The sequence below is a fragment of the Bacteroides sp. genome, from assembly GCA_036351255.1.
In the GTDB taxonomy this organism is placed as follows: domain Bacteria; phylum Bacteroidota; class Bacteroidia; order Bacteroidales; family UBA7960; genus UBA7960.
The window spans coordinates 37,893-58,398 of sequence record JAZBOS010000021.1; the positions used below are offsets into that span (position 1 = coordinate 37,893).

At 47.9% G+C, this 20,506-nt stretch carries 14 protein-coding genes; 9 read left to right on the forward strand and 5 right to left on the reverse strand.

Translation table 11 applies throughout. From position 1 onward, the window contains the following. Position 1: 1 nt before the first annotated feature. On the reverse strand, positions 2–1,084 hold the full coding sequence (locus V2I46_01840) for a hypothetical protein (protein ID MEE4176230.1): 1,083 nt from the start codon (positions 1,082–1,084) through the stop codon (positions 2–4). 94 nt (positions 1,085–1,178) lie between these two features. Here V2I46_01840 and V2I46_01845 point away from each other — a divergent pair, with 94 nt between their 5' ends. The 8 genes from V2I46_01845 (at position 1,179) to rpsA (ending at position 13,307) form a co-directional block, all read left to right on the forward strand. Then, positions 1,179–2,126 (forward strand): hypothetical protein, encoded by a 948-nt coding sequence (locus tag V2I46_01845; protein ID MEE4176231.1) that lies wholly within the window; start codon positions 1,179–1,181, stop codon positions 2,124–2,126. A 225-nt stretch (positions 2,127–2,351) separates the two neighbouring features. Continuing rightward, the gene (gene serC / locus V2I46_01850; GenBank protein ID MEE4176232.1) at positions 2,352–3,425 is read left to right on the forward strand and encodes a 3-phosphoserine/phosphohydroxythreonine transaminase; all 1,074 of its coding nucleotides are present in this window, start codon (positions 2,352–2,354) and stop codon (positions 3,423–3,425) included. A gap of 183 nt (positions 3,426–3,608) precedes the next feature. Continuing rightward, positions 3,609–4,532: a 3-phosphoglycerate dehydrogenase gene (locus tag V2I46_01855; GenBank protein ID MEE4176233.1), complete on the forward strand. Its 924-nt coding sequence runs from the start codon at positions 3,609–3,611 to the stop codon at positions 4,530–4,532. Positions 4,533–4,722: 190 nt separating this feature from the next. Then, positions 4,723–5,967 carry a DUF1015 family protein gene (locus V2I46_01860; protein MEE4176234.1) on the forward strand — a complete coding sequence of 415 codons (1,245 nt, stop codon included), beginning with the start codon at positions 4,723–4,725 and terminating at the stop codon, positions 5,965–5,967. A gap of 474 nt (positions 5,968–6,441) precedes the next feature. After that, a complete protein-coding gene (locus tag V2I46_01865; protein ID MEE4176235.1) occupies positions 6,442–6,708 on the forward strand; it encodes a type B 50S ribosomal protein L31 in 267 nt (88 codons plus the stop codon). A 113-nt stretch (positions 6,709–6,821) separates the two neighbouring features. Continuing rightward, a complete protein-coding gene (locus V2I46_01870; GenBank protein MEE4176236.1) occupies positions 6,822–8,009 on the forward strand; it encodes a GlmU family protein in 1,188 nt (395 codons plus the stop codon). A gap of 281 nt (positions 8,010–8,290) precedes the next feature. Then, positions 8,291–10,747, forward strand: coding sequence for an endopeptidase La (gene lon / locus V2I46_01875; protein ID MEE4176237.1), 2,457 nt, complete (start codon positions 8,291–8,293; stop codon positions 10,745–10,747). 418 nt (positions 10,748–11,165) lie between these two features. Then, a complete protein-coding gene (gene rpsA / locus V2I46_01880; protein ID MEE4176238.1) occupies positions 11,166–13,307 on the forward strand; it encodes a 30S ribosomal protein S1 in 2,142 nt (713 codons plus the stop codon). Between the two features lie 289 nt (positions 13,308–13,596). Here rpsA and V2I46_01885 read toward each other — a convergent pair whose 3' ends face one another. From V2I46_01885 to V2I46_01900, 4 genes are all read right to left on the reverse strand, one after another. Further along, positions 13,597–14,511, reverse strand: a complete 915-nt coding sequence (locus V2I46_01885; protein ID MEE4176239.1) for a tetratricopeptide repeat protein — start codon at positions 14,509–14,511, stop codon at positions 13,597–13,599. A gap of 142 nt (positions 14,512–14,653) precedes the next feature. Beyond that, positions 14,654–17,599, reverse strand: a complete 2,946-nt coding sequence (locus V2I46_01890; GenBank protein MEE4176240.1) for an FAD-linked oxidase C-terminal domain-containing protein — start codon at positions 17,597–17,599, stop codon at positions 14,654–14,656. A 37-nt stretch (positions 17,600–17,636) separates the two neighbouring features. Next, positions 17,637–18,458, reverse strand: coding sequence for a DUF1338 domain-containing protein (locus V2I46_01895; GenBank protein MEE4176241.1), 822 nt, complete (start codon positions 18,456–18,458; stop codon positions 17,637–17,639). An 85-nt stretch (positions 18,459–18,543) separates the two neighbouring features. Next, positions 18,544–19,011 carry a hypothetical protein gene (locus V2I46_01900; GenBank protein ID MEE4176242.1) on the reverse strand — a complete coding sequence of 156 codons (468 nt, stop codon included), beginning with the start codon at positions 19,009–19,011 and terminating at the stop codon, positions 18,544–18,546. A 110-nt stretch (positions 19,012–19,121) separates the two neighbouring features. Between V2I46_01900 and V2I46_01905 the strand changes: the two genes are divergently transcribed. Then, positions 19,122–20,495, forward strand: coding sequence for a BamA/TamA family outer membrane protein (locus tag V2I46_01905; GenBank protein MEE4176243.1), 1,374 nt, complete (start codon positions 19,122–19,124; stop codon positions 20,493–20,495). Positions 20,496–20,506: the final 11 nt, after the last annotated feature.

The window sequence follows — 20,506 nt, forward strand, 5'->3', positions numbered from 1 at the left end:
CTCAGGAAAGATTCAGAAGAAACTCCATGGTGTCAATACCGTCGGCATAATCCCCAAGCCCAGGGTTTTGGCTGTTTCCAAAAGGCACCCGAACTGTGCCTTTTGTGTTTGGCCTGCCAACAATGCATTGGATATTTTCCCTCTCCCTTTCAAGGTGTTGTTCTAGTAATTCCTCTGAAGGATAGTGTTCATAATGGACCACGGAAACAGGAGAGGCCAGGGCCGCATCTTGTCTGAGCAGGCAAAACCCCATATCAAGAAACGGGGTTCGGTTTACCAGGTGGATGGCCTTGAAATATTCATAGTTGTTAAAATATTTGTGATGATCGGAAATGACTCTCCAATCCGACCAGGCTTCTTCCAGCTGGCTGATGTCAAAGCCTTCAGTGACCATCAGCTTGGAAACATTTCGGCAACCCAACCCAAAAAATGAGAACACATCTTCACCCAGCAGTTTCAACTCCTCGGGGCTTTCGTTCCCATTGAGCACAGCCAGCGAATTTCGGTTCCTGCGGATGATATGGGGGTGCTTGCCAAAATAATGATCAAAGTAGCGGGCGCTGTTGTTGCTGCCTGTAGCGATCACCGCATCGAAACCGCTGATGGGATTTTCTGAAAAGCGAATTCGTTCGAGAAATAAGGGTTCGATCTCCGTTAGCAACTCACCGACAGCCAAGGGGAGTTTTGGGTCCTGCGAGGATAATTTGCCCAGGAATTGGTTTCCCGCCATTAATACGCAAAGAAAATCGTGAAATCCCACCAAGGGTATGTTTCCTGCCATGATCACGGCCACTTGGCGCCTGGTCAAAGGTTCTGCTGATGCCAGGGCAGGGTAGGTTCCGATCCACTGTTCAAGTTTGCCCTGGTCAAGCATCTCTGCAAGGGCAGAAAACGATCGGATGACATTATCCCGGCTAAACCAGGGGTTATGATTCGGGGTTTCACTGGCCGCCTGAAAAAGATTTTGAACGGCCTGACGGTTGAATGCCGCTCCCTTATTACGCCCAAGGGCTTCGGAAATGGCCTTTAACTCCTTACCAAGCAAGGTGAAGGCCTGTATGCGTCTTTCAAGGGTCAGTTTCATGGTCGTACGTTGAAAAATTGGCTTTGGCTTGTTACCTTTGCAACAACCAAACGAAGATAAGCGTTTATCCTAATATTTTAAAATTCGGCCTCTGATGCTTTTTCACTCTCCTGAAAGAATTTCCCGCAGTATGCTGAGGCTCGGCCTTGCATTGTCAGTCTTTTGCCTTGGTGCTGCTCCGGCCTTTTCACAGAAATCTCCGGCACCAACTGAAAATCCTTTTCTCGCGCTTGAAGATTCACTGCATCGTATGGCCATGCAAATTATCGAACCTACGGATGACAAGGCTAGGTTAGAACAAAATGCTTTGTTTCAGAAAGCTTTGGAACAAGCCCTGTTGATGGATAGTATCCTCGCCAATCCTTTCGATTCGGTCCGTACCGTGTCTTTCCTTACCGATCCCAGGGGCGACTTTAGAATCATCACCTGGTACGTGCCTCTGGTCGACGGCACTTATCAGTATTTCGGGTTTATTCAAACCTCCGCTACCAGGAAACAATCCGGAAAATTGTTTCCGCTTCACGATAAAACCAATGCACTGACGCAGGTATCCTCGCGCCAACTGGGGCAGGACGAATGGTATGGTGCCTGGTATTATGAGCTGATCCACCAGCGCCACCGACGCAAGGACTATTACACCCTCCTGGGCTGGAAGGGCGATAATCCTGCTTCCCGAAAAAGGGTGATCGAACCTTTCCATATAACAGAGGAAGGTCCTGTCTTTGGTGCCCAGGTGTTCGATGGCAGCGAGCGCAAACCCTTCAGGATCATTTTCGAGTATTCCGCCCGGGTTAGCATGACCCTGAAATATGAGCCCGAGTTTTCCCAGGGGAAAAGGCGAAAAGTGCCTATGATCGTCTTTGACCGGCTGGCGCCAACCCACGAGACCTTCCAGGGCAACTTCCAGTATTACGTCCCAGAGGTCAATGTGCTCGATGGCTTTCGCTTTCAAAAGGGCCGCTGGAGCCTGGTCCCTGATGTCGACGCTCGCGTCAGTATCGATCCCGCACTCGTGCCCCTCAACCCTCCACGAAACCCCTAAAGAAAACCAATAAATCAGCCGGTTTTTCTTTTTTGTATGGTATAATTTTGCCAACTTTGCCAAGGAGATAGTGTGTTCGTTTGGACAACGTATTTGTCCCTGTTTCCTGATGTTTTACTTTATCGGTCGTTTTCCTTTTTGCTCTGGATAAGAAGGACAGCATAAGAATTAATGGTAAATTTCAACATAGTACTGTTTTTAAATAACTCTTAAATCCCAATCGCAATGAAGAAGCATAATTTTAGCGCAGGACCCTCCGTATTGGCAAGGGAAGTGATTGAAAACACTGCAAAAGCTGTTCTTGACTTTAATGGAAGCGGGTTGTCCATTATGGAAATTTCCCATAGGAGCAAAGATTTTCAGGCTGTTATGGACGAAGCTGTAGCCTTATTCAAGGAGTTGCTGAATATCCCCGAAGGTTACCACGTGCTATTTTTGGGCGGCGGCGCCAGCATGCAATTCAACATGGTGCCCTTTAACCTGCTGAGCAAAAAAGCCGCTTATCTCGAAACCGGCGTTTGGGCCAAAAAAGCCATCAAAGAAGCCAAACTCTTCGGCGAAGCAGAGGTTGTTGCTTCTTCCGCTGATAAAAACTTCACTTATATTCCCAAGGGATGGAAGATCCCGGCTGACGCCGATTATTTTCACATCACCACCAACAACACGATTTATGGAACTGAGATCACCGAAGATTTTGACAGCCCGGTGCCACTGGTGGCCGATATGTCGTCCGACATCTTCAGTCGTCCGATTGATGTATCAAAGTATGCCCTGATTTATGGGGGTGCCCAGAAAAACCTCGGACCTGCTGGGGTTACCTTCGTCATCATTCGTGAAGACATCCTGGGCCAGGTCGAGCGTGTGACCCCCACCATGCTTAACTACAAAACCCACATTGACAACGGCAGTATGTTCAATACTCCGCCCTGCTTGCCCATATACACCTGCCTGGAAACCCTTCGTTGGCTCAAGAAACTGGGTGGCGTTAAGGTGATGCAGAAAATGAATCATGAAAAAGCCCAGCTGTTGTATGACGAGATTGAACGCAACCCCATGTTTGTCGGTACGGCTGAAAAAGATAGCCGTTCGGTGATGAACATCTGCTTCGTATTCAAGCCCGAATACGAAGAACTCCAGGCCGAGTTTCTGGCATTTACCGGCCAGCGGGGTATGAGTGGTCTGAAAGGCCACCGCTCGGTAGGGGGCTTCAGGGCTTCCACTTATAATGCCTTGGCTCGCGAGAGCGTCGAGGCCCTCGTCCAGGCTATGCAGGATTTCGAAAAAATCCACGCGAAGTAATGGTTGAAAAGGGCTTTTAAAACCTTTATTTTAAAAGCTTTGCGCCGCTGTTGCCTTTCCTGTGACGATTGCACTTCAATAACAGGAAGTACATAACAAACAGAATGACAAGGAAGGCGCCGATTGACGCAAGGTGAGAGAATAAAGGCCTCTGAGTGAAATATAAACCAAAAAATTTATAACATGAAAAAAGTACTGGTTGCAACCGAAAAGCCTTTTGCGCCCGTGGCAGTGAACGGTATTAAGTCCGTTTTGGATGAAACGGGTTATGAATTGATTCTGCTGGAGAAATATACCAGCGTTGACCAGCTGAAAGAAGCTGCCGCTAAGGCTGATGCCATGATCATCCGCAGTGACAAGGCTACCCGCGAGGTCATTGAGGCTGCTCCTTCCATCAAGATCATCGTTAGGGCAGGTGCCGGTTACGACAACATCGACCTTCAGGCTTGTACCGACAAGGGCGTTGTGGCCATGAATACACCAGGTCAAAACTCCAATGCCGTGGCTGAACTGGCTTTTGGCATGATGCTTTACGCCATTCGCAATGGTTTTAATGGTGCCTCGGGAACCGAGCTCCGCGGGAAAACCCTTGGCATCCACGCCTATGGAAATGTTGGGAAATACGTGGCAATCATCGCCAAAGGTTTTGGAATGAAAATCTATGCCTTCGATCCCTTTGTAAAAAAAGAAGATATCGAAAAGGATGGGGTGAATGCAGTGAACACCATCGAAGATTTGTACAAGACCTGCCAGTATGTCTCCTTGCACATTCCGGCCAACGACAAGACCAGGAAATCCATCAATTACGACCTCCTGAAACAAATGCCCAAAAATGGCATGCTGGTCAATACTGCCCGCAAGGAAGTGATTGACGAGGAAGGCCTGATGAAGCTGATGGAAGAACGCGGCGATATCCGCTATGTGTCGGACATCGCCCCCGACACACGGGCCGATTTTGAAGCCAAATTCCCCGAAAGGGTTGTGTTTACGGCTAAGAAGATGGGCGCCCAGACTGCTGAAGCCAATATCAATGCAGGTCTGGCAGCTGCCAAGCAAATCGTGTCATTCTTTGAAAAAGGCGACAAGACCTTCCAGGTAAATAAGTAAATAAATAAAAGGCTGTTCGTTTTTTCCTTTCGGAAAAATTTTAACACCTGCGCTTAGCCCGGTGGAATAGTTTGAAAACCATTTCACCGGGCTTTGCAAAGGGGCCTGAAAAACCCGCCAGTTGATTGTTTATGGGCGGTATCAGCAGGAACAGCGTCAAGATTGTTAAACCCTTAAATGTAAATGATTAATGGCAATTTTTAAACCTTTCCGGGGCTACCGCCCTCCAAAGGAGATCGTTAAGGGCCTGGCGTCCCGCCCTTATGATGTGCTTAACTCTGAAGAAGCACGCGCCGAAGCAGGCAACAATCCATACAGCTTTCTGCGTGTGGTGAAACCCGAAATTGAACTCCCCGAAGACATCGACCTGCATTCACAGCAGGTGTATGACAAAGCCCTTGAAAACTTCAGGAAGTTTATCGAGAAGGGCTATTTGAAGCAGGATGTTAGCCGTAACTTCTATGTATATGCCCAGACCTGGGGCGAAAAGGTCCAGTATGGCATTGTAGGCTGTGCCGGCGTTGAGGATTACCTGAACGGTAACATCAAGAAGCACGAACTGACCCGTCCCGACAAGGAGGAAGATCGTATGAAGCACGTGCGCGTGGTTAATGCCAATGCCGAGCCCGTATTTTTTACCTATCCTGCCGTGCAGCAGATCGATGCCATCGTGGCAGAGATCACCAAAAACGCTCCTGAGTATGATTTTGTGGCCGATGATGGCTTTGGCCATAAATTCTGGGTAATTGATGATCAGGAAACTGTACAGACCCTCTCGGAACTCTTTTCTGAGGTGCCTGCATTTTATGTGGCCGACGGTCACCACCGTACAGCCGCGGCCGCCTTGGTGGGCGCTGAACACAAGAAAAACAATGCCAACCATACCGGGCAGGAAGAATACAATTTCTTTATGGCCGTGGTGTTCCCCGACAACCAGCTCACCATCATCGATTACAACCGCGTTGTGAAAGACCTGAACGGGCAAACCAAAGAGGAGTTCCTCGCCAAACTCGAAAAGTATTTTGTGATCGCGAACAAGGGCGCCAGCGAATACAAACCCGAAAAACTGCACGAATTCAGCATGTATCTCGATGGGGATTGGTATGCCCTCGAGGCCAAGCCCGGCACCTTCAACGACAACGATCCAATCGGCGTACTCGATGTTACCATCCTGTCCAATCTCGTGCTTGATGAGATTCTGGGCATTAAAAACCTGCGTACCGACAAACGTATTGATTTTGTAGGCGGCATCCGCGGCCTCGGCGAACTTAAACGGCGCGTCGACAGCGGCGAAATGGCCGTGGCCTTCGCACTCTACCCAGTTAGCATGAAGCAATTGCTCGACATTGCCGATACCGGCAACATCATGCCTCCGAAAACCACCTGGTTCGAACCCAAGCTACGCAGCGGTCTGGTGGTACATACCCTTGATTAAGTTTTTTTATTATCTTTCCCTTTATGGGGCCGGTCGTTAAGGCTGGCCCCAATTTTTTGTTTTCGGGTGTAAGTAATTGATAATAAGTATCATTAACCTGTTTTCCGACTGGCTTTTTTGTTATCGGATTCATACCATCTTCGGAGTTAATACGGAGTTTATACGGTTTAAACCGTATAAACTCCGTATTAACTCCGTATTAACCATAAAGGTGAAGCGACCTATCTAATCCCTTAAATTAGCTGGCGAGGCATACAGGATATAAAAGGAAAAAACTTTTTTCGCGGGATTTTTTATTCAGAAAATATTTTTTATCTTTGCAGTCCTGAAAAAACAAGCCGTGAAGGCTTTCAGGAAAAGAAAAAGAATAAAGCATCTAAAAGGGCTGTTTAACAAGAACTTTTGAAGTCACACCCGGGCCATGGGATTCAACACTTCAGGCAGCGGGTGATCTTCAAAAAATTATCAAGTGTTATGAAAAAAGATACCCATCCAAAAGATTATCGTTTTGTCGTTTTTAAAGACATGTCGAACGACTACGCCTTTATTACGCGTTCAACGGCAGCTACCAAGGAAAGCATCGTTTGGGAAGACGGCAAGGAGTATCCTCTGGTGAAACTGGAAATTTCGCATACCTCGCATCCTTTTTATACTGGCAAGCAGCAGCTGGTGGATACCGCAGGCCGTGTGGATAAGTTCCGTACCAAATACCAGAAGCATCTCAAGCAGAAAGAAAACTAGCGTTTCTTCACGATACTTTTTAGGAAAGCCCTTTTTAAGGGCTTTTTTTTTAAAATTTTTTCTACCTTTATTCGTCTTTGAGCCTGAAAAAAGAACTTTAAACCAAAACAAATATGAATTATATCCTCTTTGGTGACCAAACCAGGGAACACCTGTTACCCTTTACCTTTTTGCGCCCCCTGGCAGATATCAGGGTGGGAATCCTGACCATTCGCGAGAAATGGGAAAGGCATCTCGGGGCGAAAACCTCTACCCTGACCGAGGAATATCTAAGCGGTAAATACCCACTTGTAAAGGAAAAGGACAATGTGCTGATCAATTCCAGTGTGCTGCCTGATGCGCAACTGGTGAAGGAGATCGGCAAACTGAAACCCAACCAGACCCTGGTCATTGGAGATACACTCATCGCCCACCGTTTGCGGGATGTGGACATCGACAACCTGGATGCCGAGGTGCTGGAAAAAGTCAGCCCTATGGAGACCAAGGCCGAGGTAAAAAAACTGACTAACCTTTGGGACATTGTAGTGCTCAACGAACAGGCCATTGCCGACGACTTTGCCCTGATCACCAAAGGGCGTAAGAGCCAAGCACTGGGTGAGCACGTGCGCGTTATCGCCCCCGAACAGGTCTTCGTGGAAGAAGGTGCAGTGCTTGAGATGGCTTTTATCAATGCCTCGGAAGGCCCTGTTTATGTTGGTAAGAATGCCCAGGTCATGGACGGTGCTATCCTCAGGGGACCGGTAGCCGTGGGCGAAGGCTCGAAGATTAGAATGGGGGCCAAGATTTATCCTGGATCTTCCATTGGCCCCTATTGTAAAATAGGAGGCGAGATGAGCCATTCAGTCATCTTTGGATATACCAATAAAGCTCACGATGGCTATCTTGGCCATAGTGTGATAGGCGAGTGGTGCAACCTGGGTGCCGATACCAATGCATCGAACCTGAAAAACAATTATGACGAGGTGCGCTTATGGGATTATGCCGAGCACAGCTTCGTGAACACTGGCCTGCAGTTTTGCGGCACCTTTATGGGCGACCACTCTAAATGCGGCATCAATACCATGTTCAACACCGGTACGGTGGTGGGCATCAACGCCCAGATCTTTGGGGCTGGGTTTATGCGTAACTTTATCCCTTCGTTCTCTTGGGGCAGCGTGGCGGGCTTCAGCAATGTCGATATAAACAAAGCAGTACAGGTTGCTCAAAGGGTGTTTGCCCGCAAAGGCCTTGAATTTGGCGAGCAGGACGAACAAATCCTGCGCAATGTTTACAATCAATCGTTTAATTACCGCAGGTTGTAGCACTTTCAAATTAAAGAACAGGGTGCTTTGCTGAACCTGCAAAGCACCTTTTTTGTTTTATGGCTGACAAATTGATTGGTTTTTCAATAAAAAGCCGCTTGGCACGGCTGTTGTGCCATTATAAAGCATGAAAGAATAAATGTCGCCGAGGAATTGCTTCGATTTATAACCAGCTGGTTTGAGGGGAGTTGCTTGGTGGCTTTAAGGAAAAGGCTCACCGAATGTTGAGGGTGGGCTGCCTTTTTATCATTATAAATGACATTTTGACGTAAAATTTTGTTATGGATAATTTTTTTGAACGAGAAAGCATGTTTTTTTCAGAGATTATGGATGCCGACAGTGAATTCATTCCCCTGCTCAGTGCAGAGGAGGAGGAACAAATGGCTGCAGAGCAGATCCCTGAAATTTTACCCATACTTCCCTTAAAAAATACAGTTTTATTTCCCGGGGTGGTAATCCCTATTACGGTGAGCCGCGACAAGTCCATTCGTTTGGTGCGCGAGGTGTATAAAAAGAACCGCGTCATCGGAGTCGTTTCACAGAAGGATTCTGAAGTGGAGGAACCCGAGTTTGAAGACCTTAACCGCATTGGCACCTATGCCAATATTATCAAAACCCTGCAGATGCCCGACGGGAATACCACGGTGATTATACAGGGCAAGAAACGCCTGGAAATCAAGGAACTGGTAACCAGTGAACCTTATTTTAAGGCGCGGGTAGCGGGCTTCGACAGCCAGCTTCGGGTGAAAAGCAACCAGCAGTTCAAGGCCCTGATTGCCACCATAAAGGACCTTGCCATTCAAATTGTGAAGCTTTCGCCCAATGTGCCCAGTGAGGCAGCCTTTGCCATACGCAACATAGAGAGCCCGGCTTTCCTGGTAAACTTCATCTCCTCCAACCTTAACATAGAAAATGCTGATAAGCAAAAGTTGTTGGAGACCCTTGACCTGAACGAAAGGGCCAATAAGGTGCTGGAGTACCTGACGAAGGAATTGCAGATGGTGGAACTGAAAAACCAGATTCAGTCGAAGGTAAAGGTAGATATTGATAAGCAGCAACGCGATTACTTGCTGAACCAGCAATTGAAAACCATCCAGGAAGAGCTAGGAGGGAATCCTTATGATCAGCAGATCGCCGAATTGAAGGAGCGGGGCAGGAACAAGAAATGGAGCAAGCAGGTGAAGGATGTTTTCGATAAAGAAATCCTTAAATTGCAGCGGATCAATCCGGCTGCCATGGAGTTTTCCATTCATTTGAACTACCTTGAGACCTTGGTGGAATTGCCGTGGAATGAATTCTCGAAAGACAAATTTGACCTGAAAAAGGCTCAGCGTGTTCTTGACCGTGATCATTATGGTCTGGATAAGATCAAGGAGCGCATTATCGAATACCTGGCGGTGCTAAAACTGAAAGGCAACATGAAGTCGCCGATCCTTTGCTTTGTAGGCCCTCCCGGGGTAGGGAAGACCTCGCTTGGAAAATCTATTGCCGAGGCCGTGGGGCGCCAGTATATCCGGATGTCGCTCGGGGGCTTGCGCGATGAAGCCGAGATCAGGGGGCACCGCAAGACTTACGTGGGGGCCATGCCGGGCAGGATCATACAAAACCTGAAAAAAGCCAAAACCGGTAACCCCGTGTTTGTGCTGGACGAGATCGACAAGGTGGGCTACCAGACTTTCTCAGGTGACCCCTCCTCAGCCATGCTGGAAGTACTTGACCCGGAACAGAATGTGGCCTTTTACGATAATTACCTGGAGGTTGATTACGACCTGTCGAACGTGATGTTTATTGCTACTGCCAACAGTCTGTCGAACATCCAGCCTGCCCTGCGCGACCGAATGGAGATTATCCCGCTTAGTGGGTATATTGTGGAGGAGAAGGTTGAGATTGCCCGCAGGCATCTTTTACCCAAGCAGCTTACGGAACACGGGATGAGAAAAGATCAGCTGAAATTCAGTAAGAAGGTGCTCGAAAAAATCATTGAAGATTACACCCGCGAATCGGGGGTGAGGACACTGGAGAAACGCATTGCCAAGGTAATTCGTGCCAAAGCCCGTGAGATCGTGCTGGGCGAAACGGTGGATCCCAACCTGAAGGTAGAGGATGTGGAAAAGATCCTTGGCGCGCCGACCTATACCCGCGATCAATCGCAACTGCATGATTTGGCCGGCGTGATGACCGGATTGGCCTGGACCTGGGCCGGTGGAGAAACCCTTTACATTGAAGTAAGCATTAGCAAGGGCAAAGGGCAACTGACGCTGACAGGGAATCTGGGCGATGTGATGAAGGAATCGGCTACCCTGGCCTACGAATACCTGAAATCGAAGGCGCCCACACTGGGAATTGACTCGAGGGTTTTCGAAAAATACAATGTGCACATGCACATCCCGGAAGGGGCAACCCCAAAGGACGGGCCTTCAGCCGGAATTACCATGTTTGCTGCCCTCACATCAGCTTTCACGCAAAGAAAAGTAAAACCTGGTGTTGCCATGACAGGTGAGATCACCCTCCGGGGAAAAGTGTTGCCTGTGGGAGGGATCAAGGAAAAAATTCTTGCTGCAAAACGGGCTGGTATCCAGACGGTTATTCTTTCTGAAGAGAACCGAAAGGATGTGGCTGAGATCAATCCCTTATATCTCAAAGGCCTTGATTTTGTATATATCCGCGAGATGATCGAGGTGGTTGACCTGGCCATTGGAAAGGGAAAGGTAAAGAAGCCCTTGGTATTTGAGGTTTAAGGTGGCCTTAAAATCTGATTTATAGTTTGTTGTTTGTAGAAAAAATTCTACCTTTGCAATCCCTTTTGAGGGCCTGTAATTCACTTATTGTTTAACCCGGTTGTTCCGGAGAATGATTGAGAAACTCCGGAAAACCACAGTATTTAATCACCCTTTTTAAATGTCAGAAGAAAACAAAAATCTGAACCCTTCGGAAGAGCAGCCGGCAGAAAAGCCTGTTGAGCAGACCGAAAACCAGTCCGAAGCAGTAGAAACGCCCGCAGAAGAGGTTGCTGAAACCCCTGCTGAAGAGAATGTTGAAACCCCTGCTGAAGAAGTAGTGGAGCCCCCTGCTGAGGAAGTTAAGGAAGAGCCTAAGGCTGAAGAAGTTGCTGAATCTCCTGCTGAAGAAACCGCTGAAACCCCTGCTGAAGAGGTAGTGGAGACTTCCCCTGAGGAAGTAAAGGAAGCGCCTAAAGCTGAAGAAAAACCTGAAACCCCCAAGAAAAAAACCGACGCATTCACCCAACAGGTTCCCGGCGAATTTGACTGGGATTCCGTAGGCAAGAAGCAGGAAGCTTATTCCCCCGCTGAACGTCAGCGCATGGAAAGCCTGTATGATGAGACACTGAAGTCGATTGGCGAAGGTGAAGTGATCGATGGTACGGTCGTTTCGATGAACAACCGTGAGGTGGTGGTCAACATTGGCTTCAAATCCGATGGGGTTATTCCTGCCGCTGAAGTGCGTTACAACCCAGACCTGAAGATTGGCGATGCCATCGAGGTGTATGTAGAAAGCCAGGAAGATACCAGTGGACAGCTGGTGCTTTCGCACAAGAAAGCCCGGACACTGCGCTCGTGGGAACGCATCAATGCAGCCATGGACAACGACGAGATCATTAATGGTTTTGTGAAGTGCCGTACCAAAGGCGGTTTGATTGTCGACGTCTTCGGTATCGAGGCTTTCCTGCCCGGTTCACAGATTGACGTTAAGCCTATCCGCGACTATGATATCTATGTTGGCAAGACCATGGAATCCAAAGTGGTCAAGATTAATCACGAATACAAAAACGTGGTCGTATCGCACAAAGCCCTGATTGAAGCCGAACTGGAAATTCAGAAGGCAGAGATTATTGCCAAACTTGAAAAAGGACAGATTCTGGAAGGAACTGTTAAAAATATTACCTCCTACGGTGTGTTTGTTGACCTTGGCGGAGTGGATGGTCTTATCCACATTACCGACCTATCCTGGGGACGCATTAACCATCCTGAAGAGATCGTCAATCTTGACGAAAAGATCAATGTGGTTATTCTCGACTTCGATGAGAACAAGAAGCGTATTGCCCTTGGTCTGAAGCAGCTTACCTCCCATCCCTGGGATTCGCTCGATCCGAATATGAAGGTAGGTGATAAGGTCAAAGGTAAGGTTGTGGTTATTGCCGACTATGGCGCATTCATTGAGATTGCTCCTGGTGTAGAAGGTCTTATACACGTTTCCGAGATGTCATGGTCTCAGCACCTGCGCACCGCTCAGGACTTCCTGAAGGTTGGTGATGAGGTGGATGCCGTAATTCTGACGCTCGACCGCGAAGAGCGCAAAATGTCACTGGGTATCAAACAACTGATTCCCGATCCATGGGAAAACATCGTTGAGAAGTATCCCGTTAACTCCAAGCATACCGCTACTGTTCGCAACTTTACCAACTTTGGTATCTTTGTTGAGTTGGAAGAAGGTGTCGACGGCCTGATTCATATTAGTGACCTTTCCTGGAGCAAGAAGATCAAGCACCCTGCCGAATTCACCAAGATCGGTGAAAGCATTGAAGTGGTCGTGCTGGATGTTGACAAGGAAAACCGCCGCCTGAGCCTTGGCCACAAGCAGCTTGAAGAAAATCCATGGGATGTATTCGAGAGCGTATTTACCATTGACTCCGTACATCAGGGGACCATTGTTGGGACTTCCGATAAGGGCGTGATCGTTTCGCTGCCTTACGGTGTGGAAGGCTTTGCGCCTACCCGCCACATTGTGAAGGAAGATGGTAGTCCTGCTAAGATGGACGAAACCCTTGACTTCAAAGTGATTGAATTCAATAAGGAAAGCAAGAAGATCGTTGTATCGCACACCAAGGTTTTCCAGGATGTGAAATCATCTGAAAGGGCTGCCGAGACCAGCGAACGGAAGGCTAAAGAGAAGTCTACCAAGACGGCCGTGAAGAAAATCAAGGACAACATTGAGAAAACCACTCTTGGTGACCTGAGCGTTCTTGCCAACCTGAAGTCAGAGATTGAGAAGACCGAAAAATCCGCTCTGAAGGAAAAGCTGGCTGCCATGGACGAGAAAGAAAAGGCTAAGGAAGAAGCGAAAGCTGAGGAACCTAAAAAAGAGCCCAAAGCCGAGAAGCCCAAGGAAGAGCCTAAGGATGAAGAATCCAAGGAGGAACCCAAAGCTGAGAAACCCAAGGCCAAAACTACCCGCAAGAAAAAGGAAGAGGCTCCTGAAGCTGAAACCCCCGCTGCGGAAGAAAAGCCTGCTGACGAAGAAAAGCCTGCTGACGAAGAAAGCAAGGAAACCAAGGAATAAGATCCTTTGTTTTTTGCAGATAGAAAAATGCCGTCCTGGAATTTTCCAGGACGGCATTTGTTTTTCTTATCTATAGACAAGAGCCAGGAAGAGCCTGCTATTGCAGGTTAATGGAATACCTGATCTGGAGATTTATTGTATTCCTGAATGATATTATCCAGGCATTTTATGTTAACAAAGAATCCTTTACGGGTTTCTATAATCCCCGCTTAAAGTAAAGCTTTCCGTGAATTTAAAAAATTCAGCGCCTTTAAGACCTTTGCTAAACGGAAGAATTCCTGGTAAAAGATTATTTGCAGATCTCTGCCGCTTTTTTTGAAGCTTCGGGATGCCCCAGACTGCTGGCTTTGTGGAAGTCTTCGCAAGCGCCCCTTAGATCGTTGGTTTCCATTCTCAGAAGTCCACGCTGGAAATAATTCTCGTCGGTGCGGAGACTAAAAGTGTTGATCAACACCGTGTAATCAGCAATTGCCTGGCTTGACATCCCTGCCTGGGCATAAGCGTTAGCCCTTAACTGGTAAATATGGGCGTAATTGCAACCGTTTTCAATGGCAACGCTCAGGTCTTCGATAGCATCAGTGAACTGCTCCTGCTTAATGAAAAGCTGGCTGCGCTCAAGCCTGATGTCAGCGTGTGACGGATCGAGGGCAACTGCCTTCGAGAGGTCTTCCAGCGCTTCCATCACCTTTCCTGACTTAAGATAATGTTTTGCGCGGAGGTGAAATACATTTGGGTTTCCCGGGGCTAATCCTGCAGCCCTGTTCAGGTCATTCATGACGGTTCCGTTTCGCCCGGCATTGTAGCCTATTTCTGCTCTTAACAGGTAAGCCTCAACCAAGGTGGTGTCGACCTCAAGGGCCTGGTCAAGGTCCCTCAGGGCTTCGCTCTCCATCCCTTTTCGGATGCCTGTCAGCGCCCTGTAATAATAGGCCTCTCCATGATTGGGCTGGATTTCGATTACCTTGCTGAAATCGTGATGGGCTTCGGAAAGCTTCCCCTGTTCCAGGTGAGTCTGGCCCCGTTTAAACCATGCCTCGTAAGCCTTTGGATCTATTTCAAGGGCTTTGGTGAAGGCATTGGAAGCCGCTTGGTAATTGTTTTCAGCAAAATATTGCAGCCCCTTGAGAAGATAGTCGCGCGAGGTCTGTGAGAATGCAGGAAAAGTGATAAGCAGGGTTAGGATGAATACAAAAAAACGGGACATGAAACGTATTAAGAGAGGATGTATAAATAGACTGTTTTTCAGGGTTTTGACTCTGCAAAGTTAAGCATTTTCATGGCCCCGCAAAAGTAAAGGCAAAGAATAATTTGACGACTCGAAAAACACCCTTAAAAAGTAAGATTCATTAAGTTTCGCGCAAGGAAAGCAAAAGAACATCCACCGGATGGAGGGATTTTCTGCCTGTGCCATCCAGGATTTGGTGGCGGCAGCTGGTGCCTGAAGCCGAAATGATGGTATCAGCAGGGGCTTTTCTTATGGCAGGCAGCAGGTTCATTTCAGCAATCTGCATGCTCAGTTCAAAATGTTCCTTTTCATAACCAAAGGAACCTGCCATGCCACAACATCCGCATTCAATAGGTGTAACTTTGTTGCCAGCCGGGATGCGCAGCATGGCGAGGGCAAAGTCGTTTTTCGACAGGGCCTTTTGATGGCAGTGTCCGTGGAAGAGGATATCCCGCTTTTCGGCCGAAAAACGGCTGCCATCAATACGGCTGGCTTCGTATTCGCGGAAAATGAACTCCTCGATGGTGAAGGTGTTTTTTGCCAGTCTCAGGGCTGCTTCCCGCTTTTCTTCAAGGCAAAGGTCAGGATATTCGTCACGAAAACTCAGGATGGCAGAGGGTTCAATGCCAATAAGGGGTCTCGATTCGGTCACTATTCCTGATAAAAGAGAGATGTTCTCATTGGCAAGGCTGGCTGCCTTCCTGAGTAATCCCTTTGAAAGGGCTGCCCGCCCGCTTTCACAGTGCTCAGGGATCTCCACCCTGTAGCCAAGTCCGTGCAACAATTGGATCGCGTGAATCCCCGTTTCAGTATCGTTAAAATTGGTAAATTCATCACAGAATAACCATATTTTTTTGCCCCCCTTGATTTGCCTGTTGAGGGATTCAAGGTTTTTCCCCGCCCATTTTTTCAGCGTTGTTTTATGAAGCAAGGGCATGCTTCGTTTTTGTGCAAAGCCCGCTGCACTTTTTATCAAGGCTGACGTCAGGCGGTTTCTAACCAGGGCATTGTAAAAGCCTGGTACCAGACTGACAAATTGGTTTAGGGTTGCAAAGGCTGCTACCAGCCTCGATCGGAACGGGGTTCCATTGGTTAGGTAGTATTGCTGCAAGACTTCTGCCTTATATCGACCCATATCGACATTCGATGGGCATTCGGCTTTGCAGCCCTTACAGGACAGGCAAAGATCAAGAACGTTGATCAGTTCCTTATGATCGAAGGGGTTCTTTTTCTGAGAATTGGTGACAATCTCGCGCAGCACATTTGCTCTTCCGCGGGTAGTATCGGTCTCATTGAGCGTGGCGTGGTACGAGGGGCACATGACCCCACCCATGGATGCAGGTTTTCGGCAGTCGCCAGAGCCGTTACATTGTTCAACTGCCCTTAAGAAACTCTCTGAAGGCCCATAGTGAAAAAATGTTTTCAGTTTGCGTTCCGGATAGCCTGGCCGGTAACGCAAGAAAGTTTTAATAGAAGGGGTGTTGGTAATCTTCCCCGGGTTGAACAAGCATTGAGGATCCCAGGTTTTTTTTACCTCATGCAACAAGTTATACACCTTATCGCCTAGCATCAGGGGAATAAACTCTCCGCGTAAGCGACCGTCGCCATGTTCCCCGCTGAGTGAGCCACGATATTTTTTTACCAGCAGGGCGGTTTCGTGGGCTACTTTGTGGAAACGCTCTACATCGGTAGGGTTTTTCAGGTTGAGGACAGGACGAAGGTGCAATTCGCCCGTGCCGATATGCGCATAATAAACACTGCTCAGGTTTAGCTTTTTCAGAATCTGGTTCAGCTTACCGATAAACTCAGCCAAATCCTTAACACTTACAGCTGCATCTTCAATTACAGCTACTGGTTTTGCATCTCCAGGAACATTTGAGAGAACCCCAAGCCCGGCTTTCCGCAAAGCCCAGACACGGTTGATGTCTTTTCCTGTTACCAGTGGGAAATGATACCCCAGGCCTTTCTCACGTAAGGCACTTTCCATTGCTTCGGCTGCTGCCAGGATAGTCGCCCGCTCCTCGGCCGCAAATTCCACAACAAGAATGGCACCAGGATCACCCTGCACAAAGAACCGATTGCGGGCCTGGGCAATATTGGCCTTGGTACATTCAAGTACCACATTGTCAATGAGCTCAACGGCTACCGGCCCGTATTGAAGTGCAACCAGATTGGCGTGTAACGCTTCTTCCACACTATTCAGATGAACGCATACCAGTGCGTTTTCAGCGGGTGGTAAAGGAACAAGGTTCAGCTTTATTTCCGTAAAAAGGGCCAGCGATCCTTCTGATCCCGACAGCAGCTTACAAAAGTTGAATGGTTCAGGGCTCTCCCCAAATACTGCATTGTCGAGAAGCAGGTCGAGGGCATATCCTGTATTTCGCCTTTTAATCTGGGGATTAGGATATTGCCGTTTTATTTCCTCCTGATTTTCAGGATGGGAGAGCAGGGCCTGAATCTGGTTGTATATTTTGTTTTCCAGGCTGTTTCCGATGCACTTTTTTCGGAAGGCTTCATTGTCCAGCGCCTCGAAAATGGCTTCACTGCCATCGGCGAGTAAGGCTTTTATGGAAAGGGTGTGATCGCGAGTGCTGCCATAAACCAGTGAATGCGAACCACACGAATTGTTGGCCACCATGCCACCCATCATGCAACGGTTCGAGGTAGAGGTTTCCGGCCCAAAAAACAGCCCGTGGGGTTCCAGTATCCGGTTTAGATCATCCAGGATGACTCCGGGCTCAACCCTTACCCAACGCTCTTCGACATTAAGTTCCAGAATGCTGGTCATGTATCTGGAGAAATCCACCACCAGGCCGTGGCCCACCACTTGTCCGGCAAGGGAGGTCCCAGCGGTTCGGGGGATGATGGGCAGGGTGTGCTCACGGCAGAATGCCAGGATTTTCTTGAGATCATCGGTGTTTTTAGGCCGGCAAACGCCTGATGGCAACTCCCTGTAGACCGAGGCATCTGTAGCATATAGCATTCGCCAGGTAGGATCGTAATGCAGATCGCCTTCCAGCTGGTTTGCCAGAATATCAAAAGGAAATGGGTCTTTGGAGGATGCCATACTAAGTCAGGCGGTGTGTGAAGGATTCCGGTACACCCTACATGCCGGGTTGTTTTTTATAGAAATTGGTGCTTTCGAAAATCTTGTCGGCATTGGCAGCGATAAAACCGCTGTATTGTTTTCCATTTGCATCATTGTACCTGAGGGTGAACTCGTAGAAACACGATGGGATCTCGAATACCCCGTCGGAAAATTCAAAAGGAATAATCTCTGCCTTCGTGGAACTTTGTTCAAGCAGTTCTTCGGGTGCACCATAAATCTCACTTCCACCAACCACGTTCATCATAAAACCATAATCCCTGATAAACTGGTTGACCTGCTGGAGGGTTTTGAAATTTTTTAGCGCATTGACCTTAATGGCAAAATGGTTGGCACGGAAACCATATACAAGGGTCCAGGCAGCATATTCGCTTTCCTGCCGAAGGGTGTCGTACATCTGGAAAGGTATTTTTCCCCATATGCTCCCCTGGTATACCAGCAAAGGATCTTCATAAACTTTCTGGTCGATGGCATCAAGTTTTTCGCGTATGATTTTCTGTAGGGAATCGCTGCATTGTTCCAGCAGGAGCTCGCTGATAAACACCTTGGGGGCCTCGGGATCCGTCTTGTGCTCATAATGACGCCCCAAAACCTTTTTTGCCTTAAACTCATATTGCCCTCGTTTTTCATATCCATTGTCAGTGAACACCCGTGCAATCACATCCATGTTCATACGGGGGTCATTGAAGGTGCGAAGGGCTATATGGTCATGAATCACTTTTTCGCCCATACCCGTGAAGATCTCATAGATTTGCATGGCTGAAGGGTTCTGGGTGGAATAAGGAATCCAGAAGCGGTTGAATATTTCTTGCGTATCCATATCTGGGTCTTTTTTAGTTTGAATCAAAAGTCGGAAAAAAAGTGTGAAACACCAACGCTTTTCTGGTTCGCATACATTAATAATCTTAGTCTTCCTTTTCTTCAGTGTTTTCTGTTTGCAGCAGCAATAAGAGGTTCCTTAGCAATGACAAGGTCAGCAGGGGGAAAGCCACGGTAAACAGCAGTTTAATCCAAGTCTTTTCCAGAATGCCTGTCAGAATAAAAGTCCATATAATGGCAAGGAATACCAGGTCCACCAGAATCAGGATTACATTGCCGGGGTCTTTTCGCATCCATTTTGGGAAAGGCAGTGTGGGCTCTTGTTCCGAAACGTTGCGCACAAGCCTGTAAGTGCAAAACACCCATATACCCGGCAAGATAAAACCCAGCAGAAGCCCAACGGCACCAAAGGGCAATAAACCGAGAGAGTAAATCGCCCCCATGATACCCTGTCCCCAGAAATTCAGCTGGTAATTGTTAGAATTACCTACGGCTGCTTCTATCAGACTTTCAAGGACTTTAGGAAGATTTAAGGGCGATGGGTTCAATGACATCTCGAATATTATCTAAAGGTGTGTAAATTCAATTCAAAAATAAAGTTAATTTGCAAACAGGTTTTAAAGGTTTACCACTTCTTTAAAATAATCACCAAAAACCACTAAGTATGAGAAAGAAAAACACTGCTGCCAGCATGCTTCTCCTGTCTTTATTCCTGTGCTTTGTATTGCTGACAGGCTTTAAAGGAATAGCCCAGAGCGGGGAGACACAACCTGACACGCCCGTTAAGACCGGTTGGAAACTGGGAGGCGTTTTGCCCACGATCACTTTCGACAGCGACCTGGGTTTCCAGTACGGCGCCCTGGTCAACCTGTTCAACTATGGTGATGGATCCAGGTTCCCCCGTTATGACCACTCCCTGTATTTTGAAGTTTCACGCTTTACCAAGGGAAGTGGCTATAACCGCTTCTTTTATGATTCCGATCAGCTCATCAAAGGCATCAGGACCACTTTTGACCTGAGTTATATTACCGACCCATTGATGAGTTTCTATGGTTTTAATGGCTACGAATCAGCTTATCACCCCGGTTTTGTGGATGATGAAGATGAGGACAACTACATAAGCCGGGCCTTTTATGCTCACGACCGAAAAATGTTCCGTACCAAGATTGACTTGCAGGGCAGGCTTAGTGGTGAGAACCTTCGCTGGGTCTCCGGATTTGAAGCTTACAATTTTTCGGCGGGCAGTGTTGATTTGGAGAAACTGAATAAAGGAAAGGATGAAGAAGATCTCCTGCCGGATGTCCCTTCCTTATATGACAAATATGTTGAGTGGGGCCTGATCGGCGAAGAAGAAGCTGAAGGTGGCTGGCTTAATTACCTGAAAGCCGGGCTTTCATACGATACCCGCGACAATGAACCCAATCCCATGAAAGGGGTATGGTCGGAAGTAGTGCTGATGGTAGCTCCTGGATTTATGGTGAGCGGCGAAGAATTTGGCCACGCCAAAGTATCCGTCACCCATCGCCAGTACTTTACTTTGGTTGAGAACGACCTCTCGCTGGCCTACCGACTGGGGGTGCAAAAAACCGTTGCCGGCAATGCCCCCTTTTATGCACAGCCACTGGTGATGACATCTTTCCTGAGAGGCAATACTTCCGAGGGCTTGGGGGGCTCAAAAAGCCTGAGGGGCATTTTGCGAAATCGGATCGTAGGCGATGGCTTTGCCATGGGTAATGTCGAGCTGCGATGGAAATTCGTCCGTTTTGATATAGGGAATACCAATGTTTATCTTGGCCTCAACGGCTTTGTCGATGGGGGTTTGATTATTGATCCCATTGAATTGGACCTCTCATCGGTGCCTGCTGAAGAGCGGCAGATCCATTTCGATGCCGATAAGGATGAACTGCACCTGAGCGCAGGAGCTGGCCTGCGTGTCGCCATTAACCAGAATTTTATCGTTGCCGTCGATTTTGGGAAAGCTTTTGATGAACGCGATGGCAATACCGGTTTTTATATTGGGCTGAATTATTTATTTTAGCATTTAATAAA

Coding starts and splice junctions, on each gene's coding strand:
- V2I46_01840 (MEE4176230.1), bottom strand. CDS start 1,084: ATGAAACTGACCCTTGAAAGACGCATACAGGCCTTCACCTTGCTTGGT.
- V2I46_01845 (MEE4176231.1), top strand. CDS start 1,179: ATGCTTTTTCACTCTCCTGAAAGAATTTCCCGCAGTATGCTGAGGCTC.
- serC (MEE4176232.1), top strand. CDS start 2,352: ATGAAGAAGCATAATTTTAGCGCAGGACCCTCCGTATTGGCAAGGGAA.
- V2I46_01855 (MEE4176233.1), top strand. CDS start 3,609: ATGAAAAAAGTACTGGTTGCAACCGAAAAGCCTTTTGCGCCCGTGGCA.
- V2I46_01860 (MEE4176234.1), top strand. CDS start 4,723: ATGGCAATTTTTAAACCTTTCCGGGGCTACCGCCCTCCAAAGGAGATC.
- V2I46_01865 (MEE4176235.1), top strand. CDS start 6,442: ATGAAAAAAGATACCCATCCAAAAGATTATCGTTTTGTCGTTTTTAAA.
- V2I46_01870 (MEE4176236.1), top strand. CDS start 6,822: ATGAATTATATCCTCTTTGGTGACCAAACCAGGGAACACCTGTTACCC.
- lon (MEE4176237.1), top strand. CDS start 8,291: ATGGATAATTTTTTTGAACGAGAAAGCATGTTTTTTTCAGAGATTATG.
- V2I46_01885 (MEE4176239.1), bottom strand. CDS start 14,511: ATGTCCCGTTTTTTTGTATTCATCCTAACCCTGCTTATCACTTTTCCT.
- V2I46_01890 (MEE4176240.1), bottom strand. CDS start 17,599: ATGGCATCCTCCAAAGACCCATTTCCTTTTGATATTCTGGCAAACCAG.
- V2I46_01895 (MEE4176241.1), bottom strand. CDS start 18,458: ATGGATACGCAAGAAATATTCAACCGCTTCTGGATTCCTTATTCCACC.
- V2I46_01900 (MEE4176242.1), bottom strand. CDS start 19,011: ATGTCATTGAACCCATCGCCCTTAAATCTTCCTAAAGTCCTTGAAAGT.
- V2I46_01905 (MEE4176243.1), top strand. CDS start 19,122: ATGAGAAAGAAAAACACTGCTGCCAGCATGCTTCTCCTGTCTTTATTC.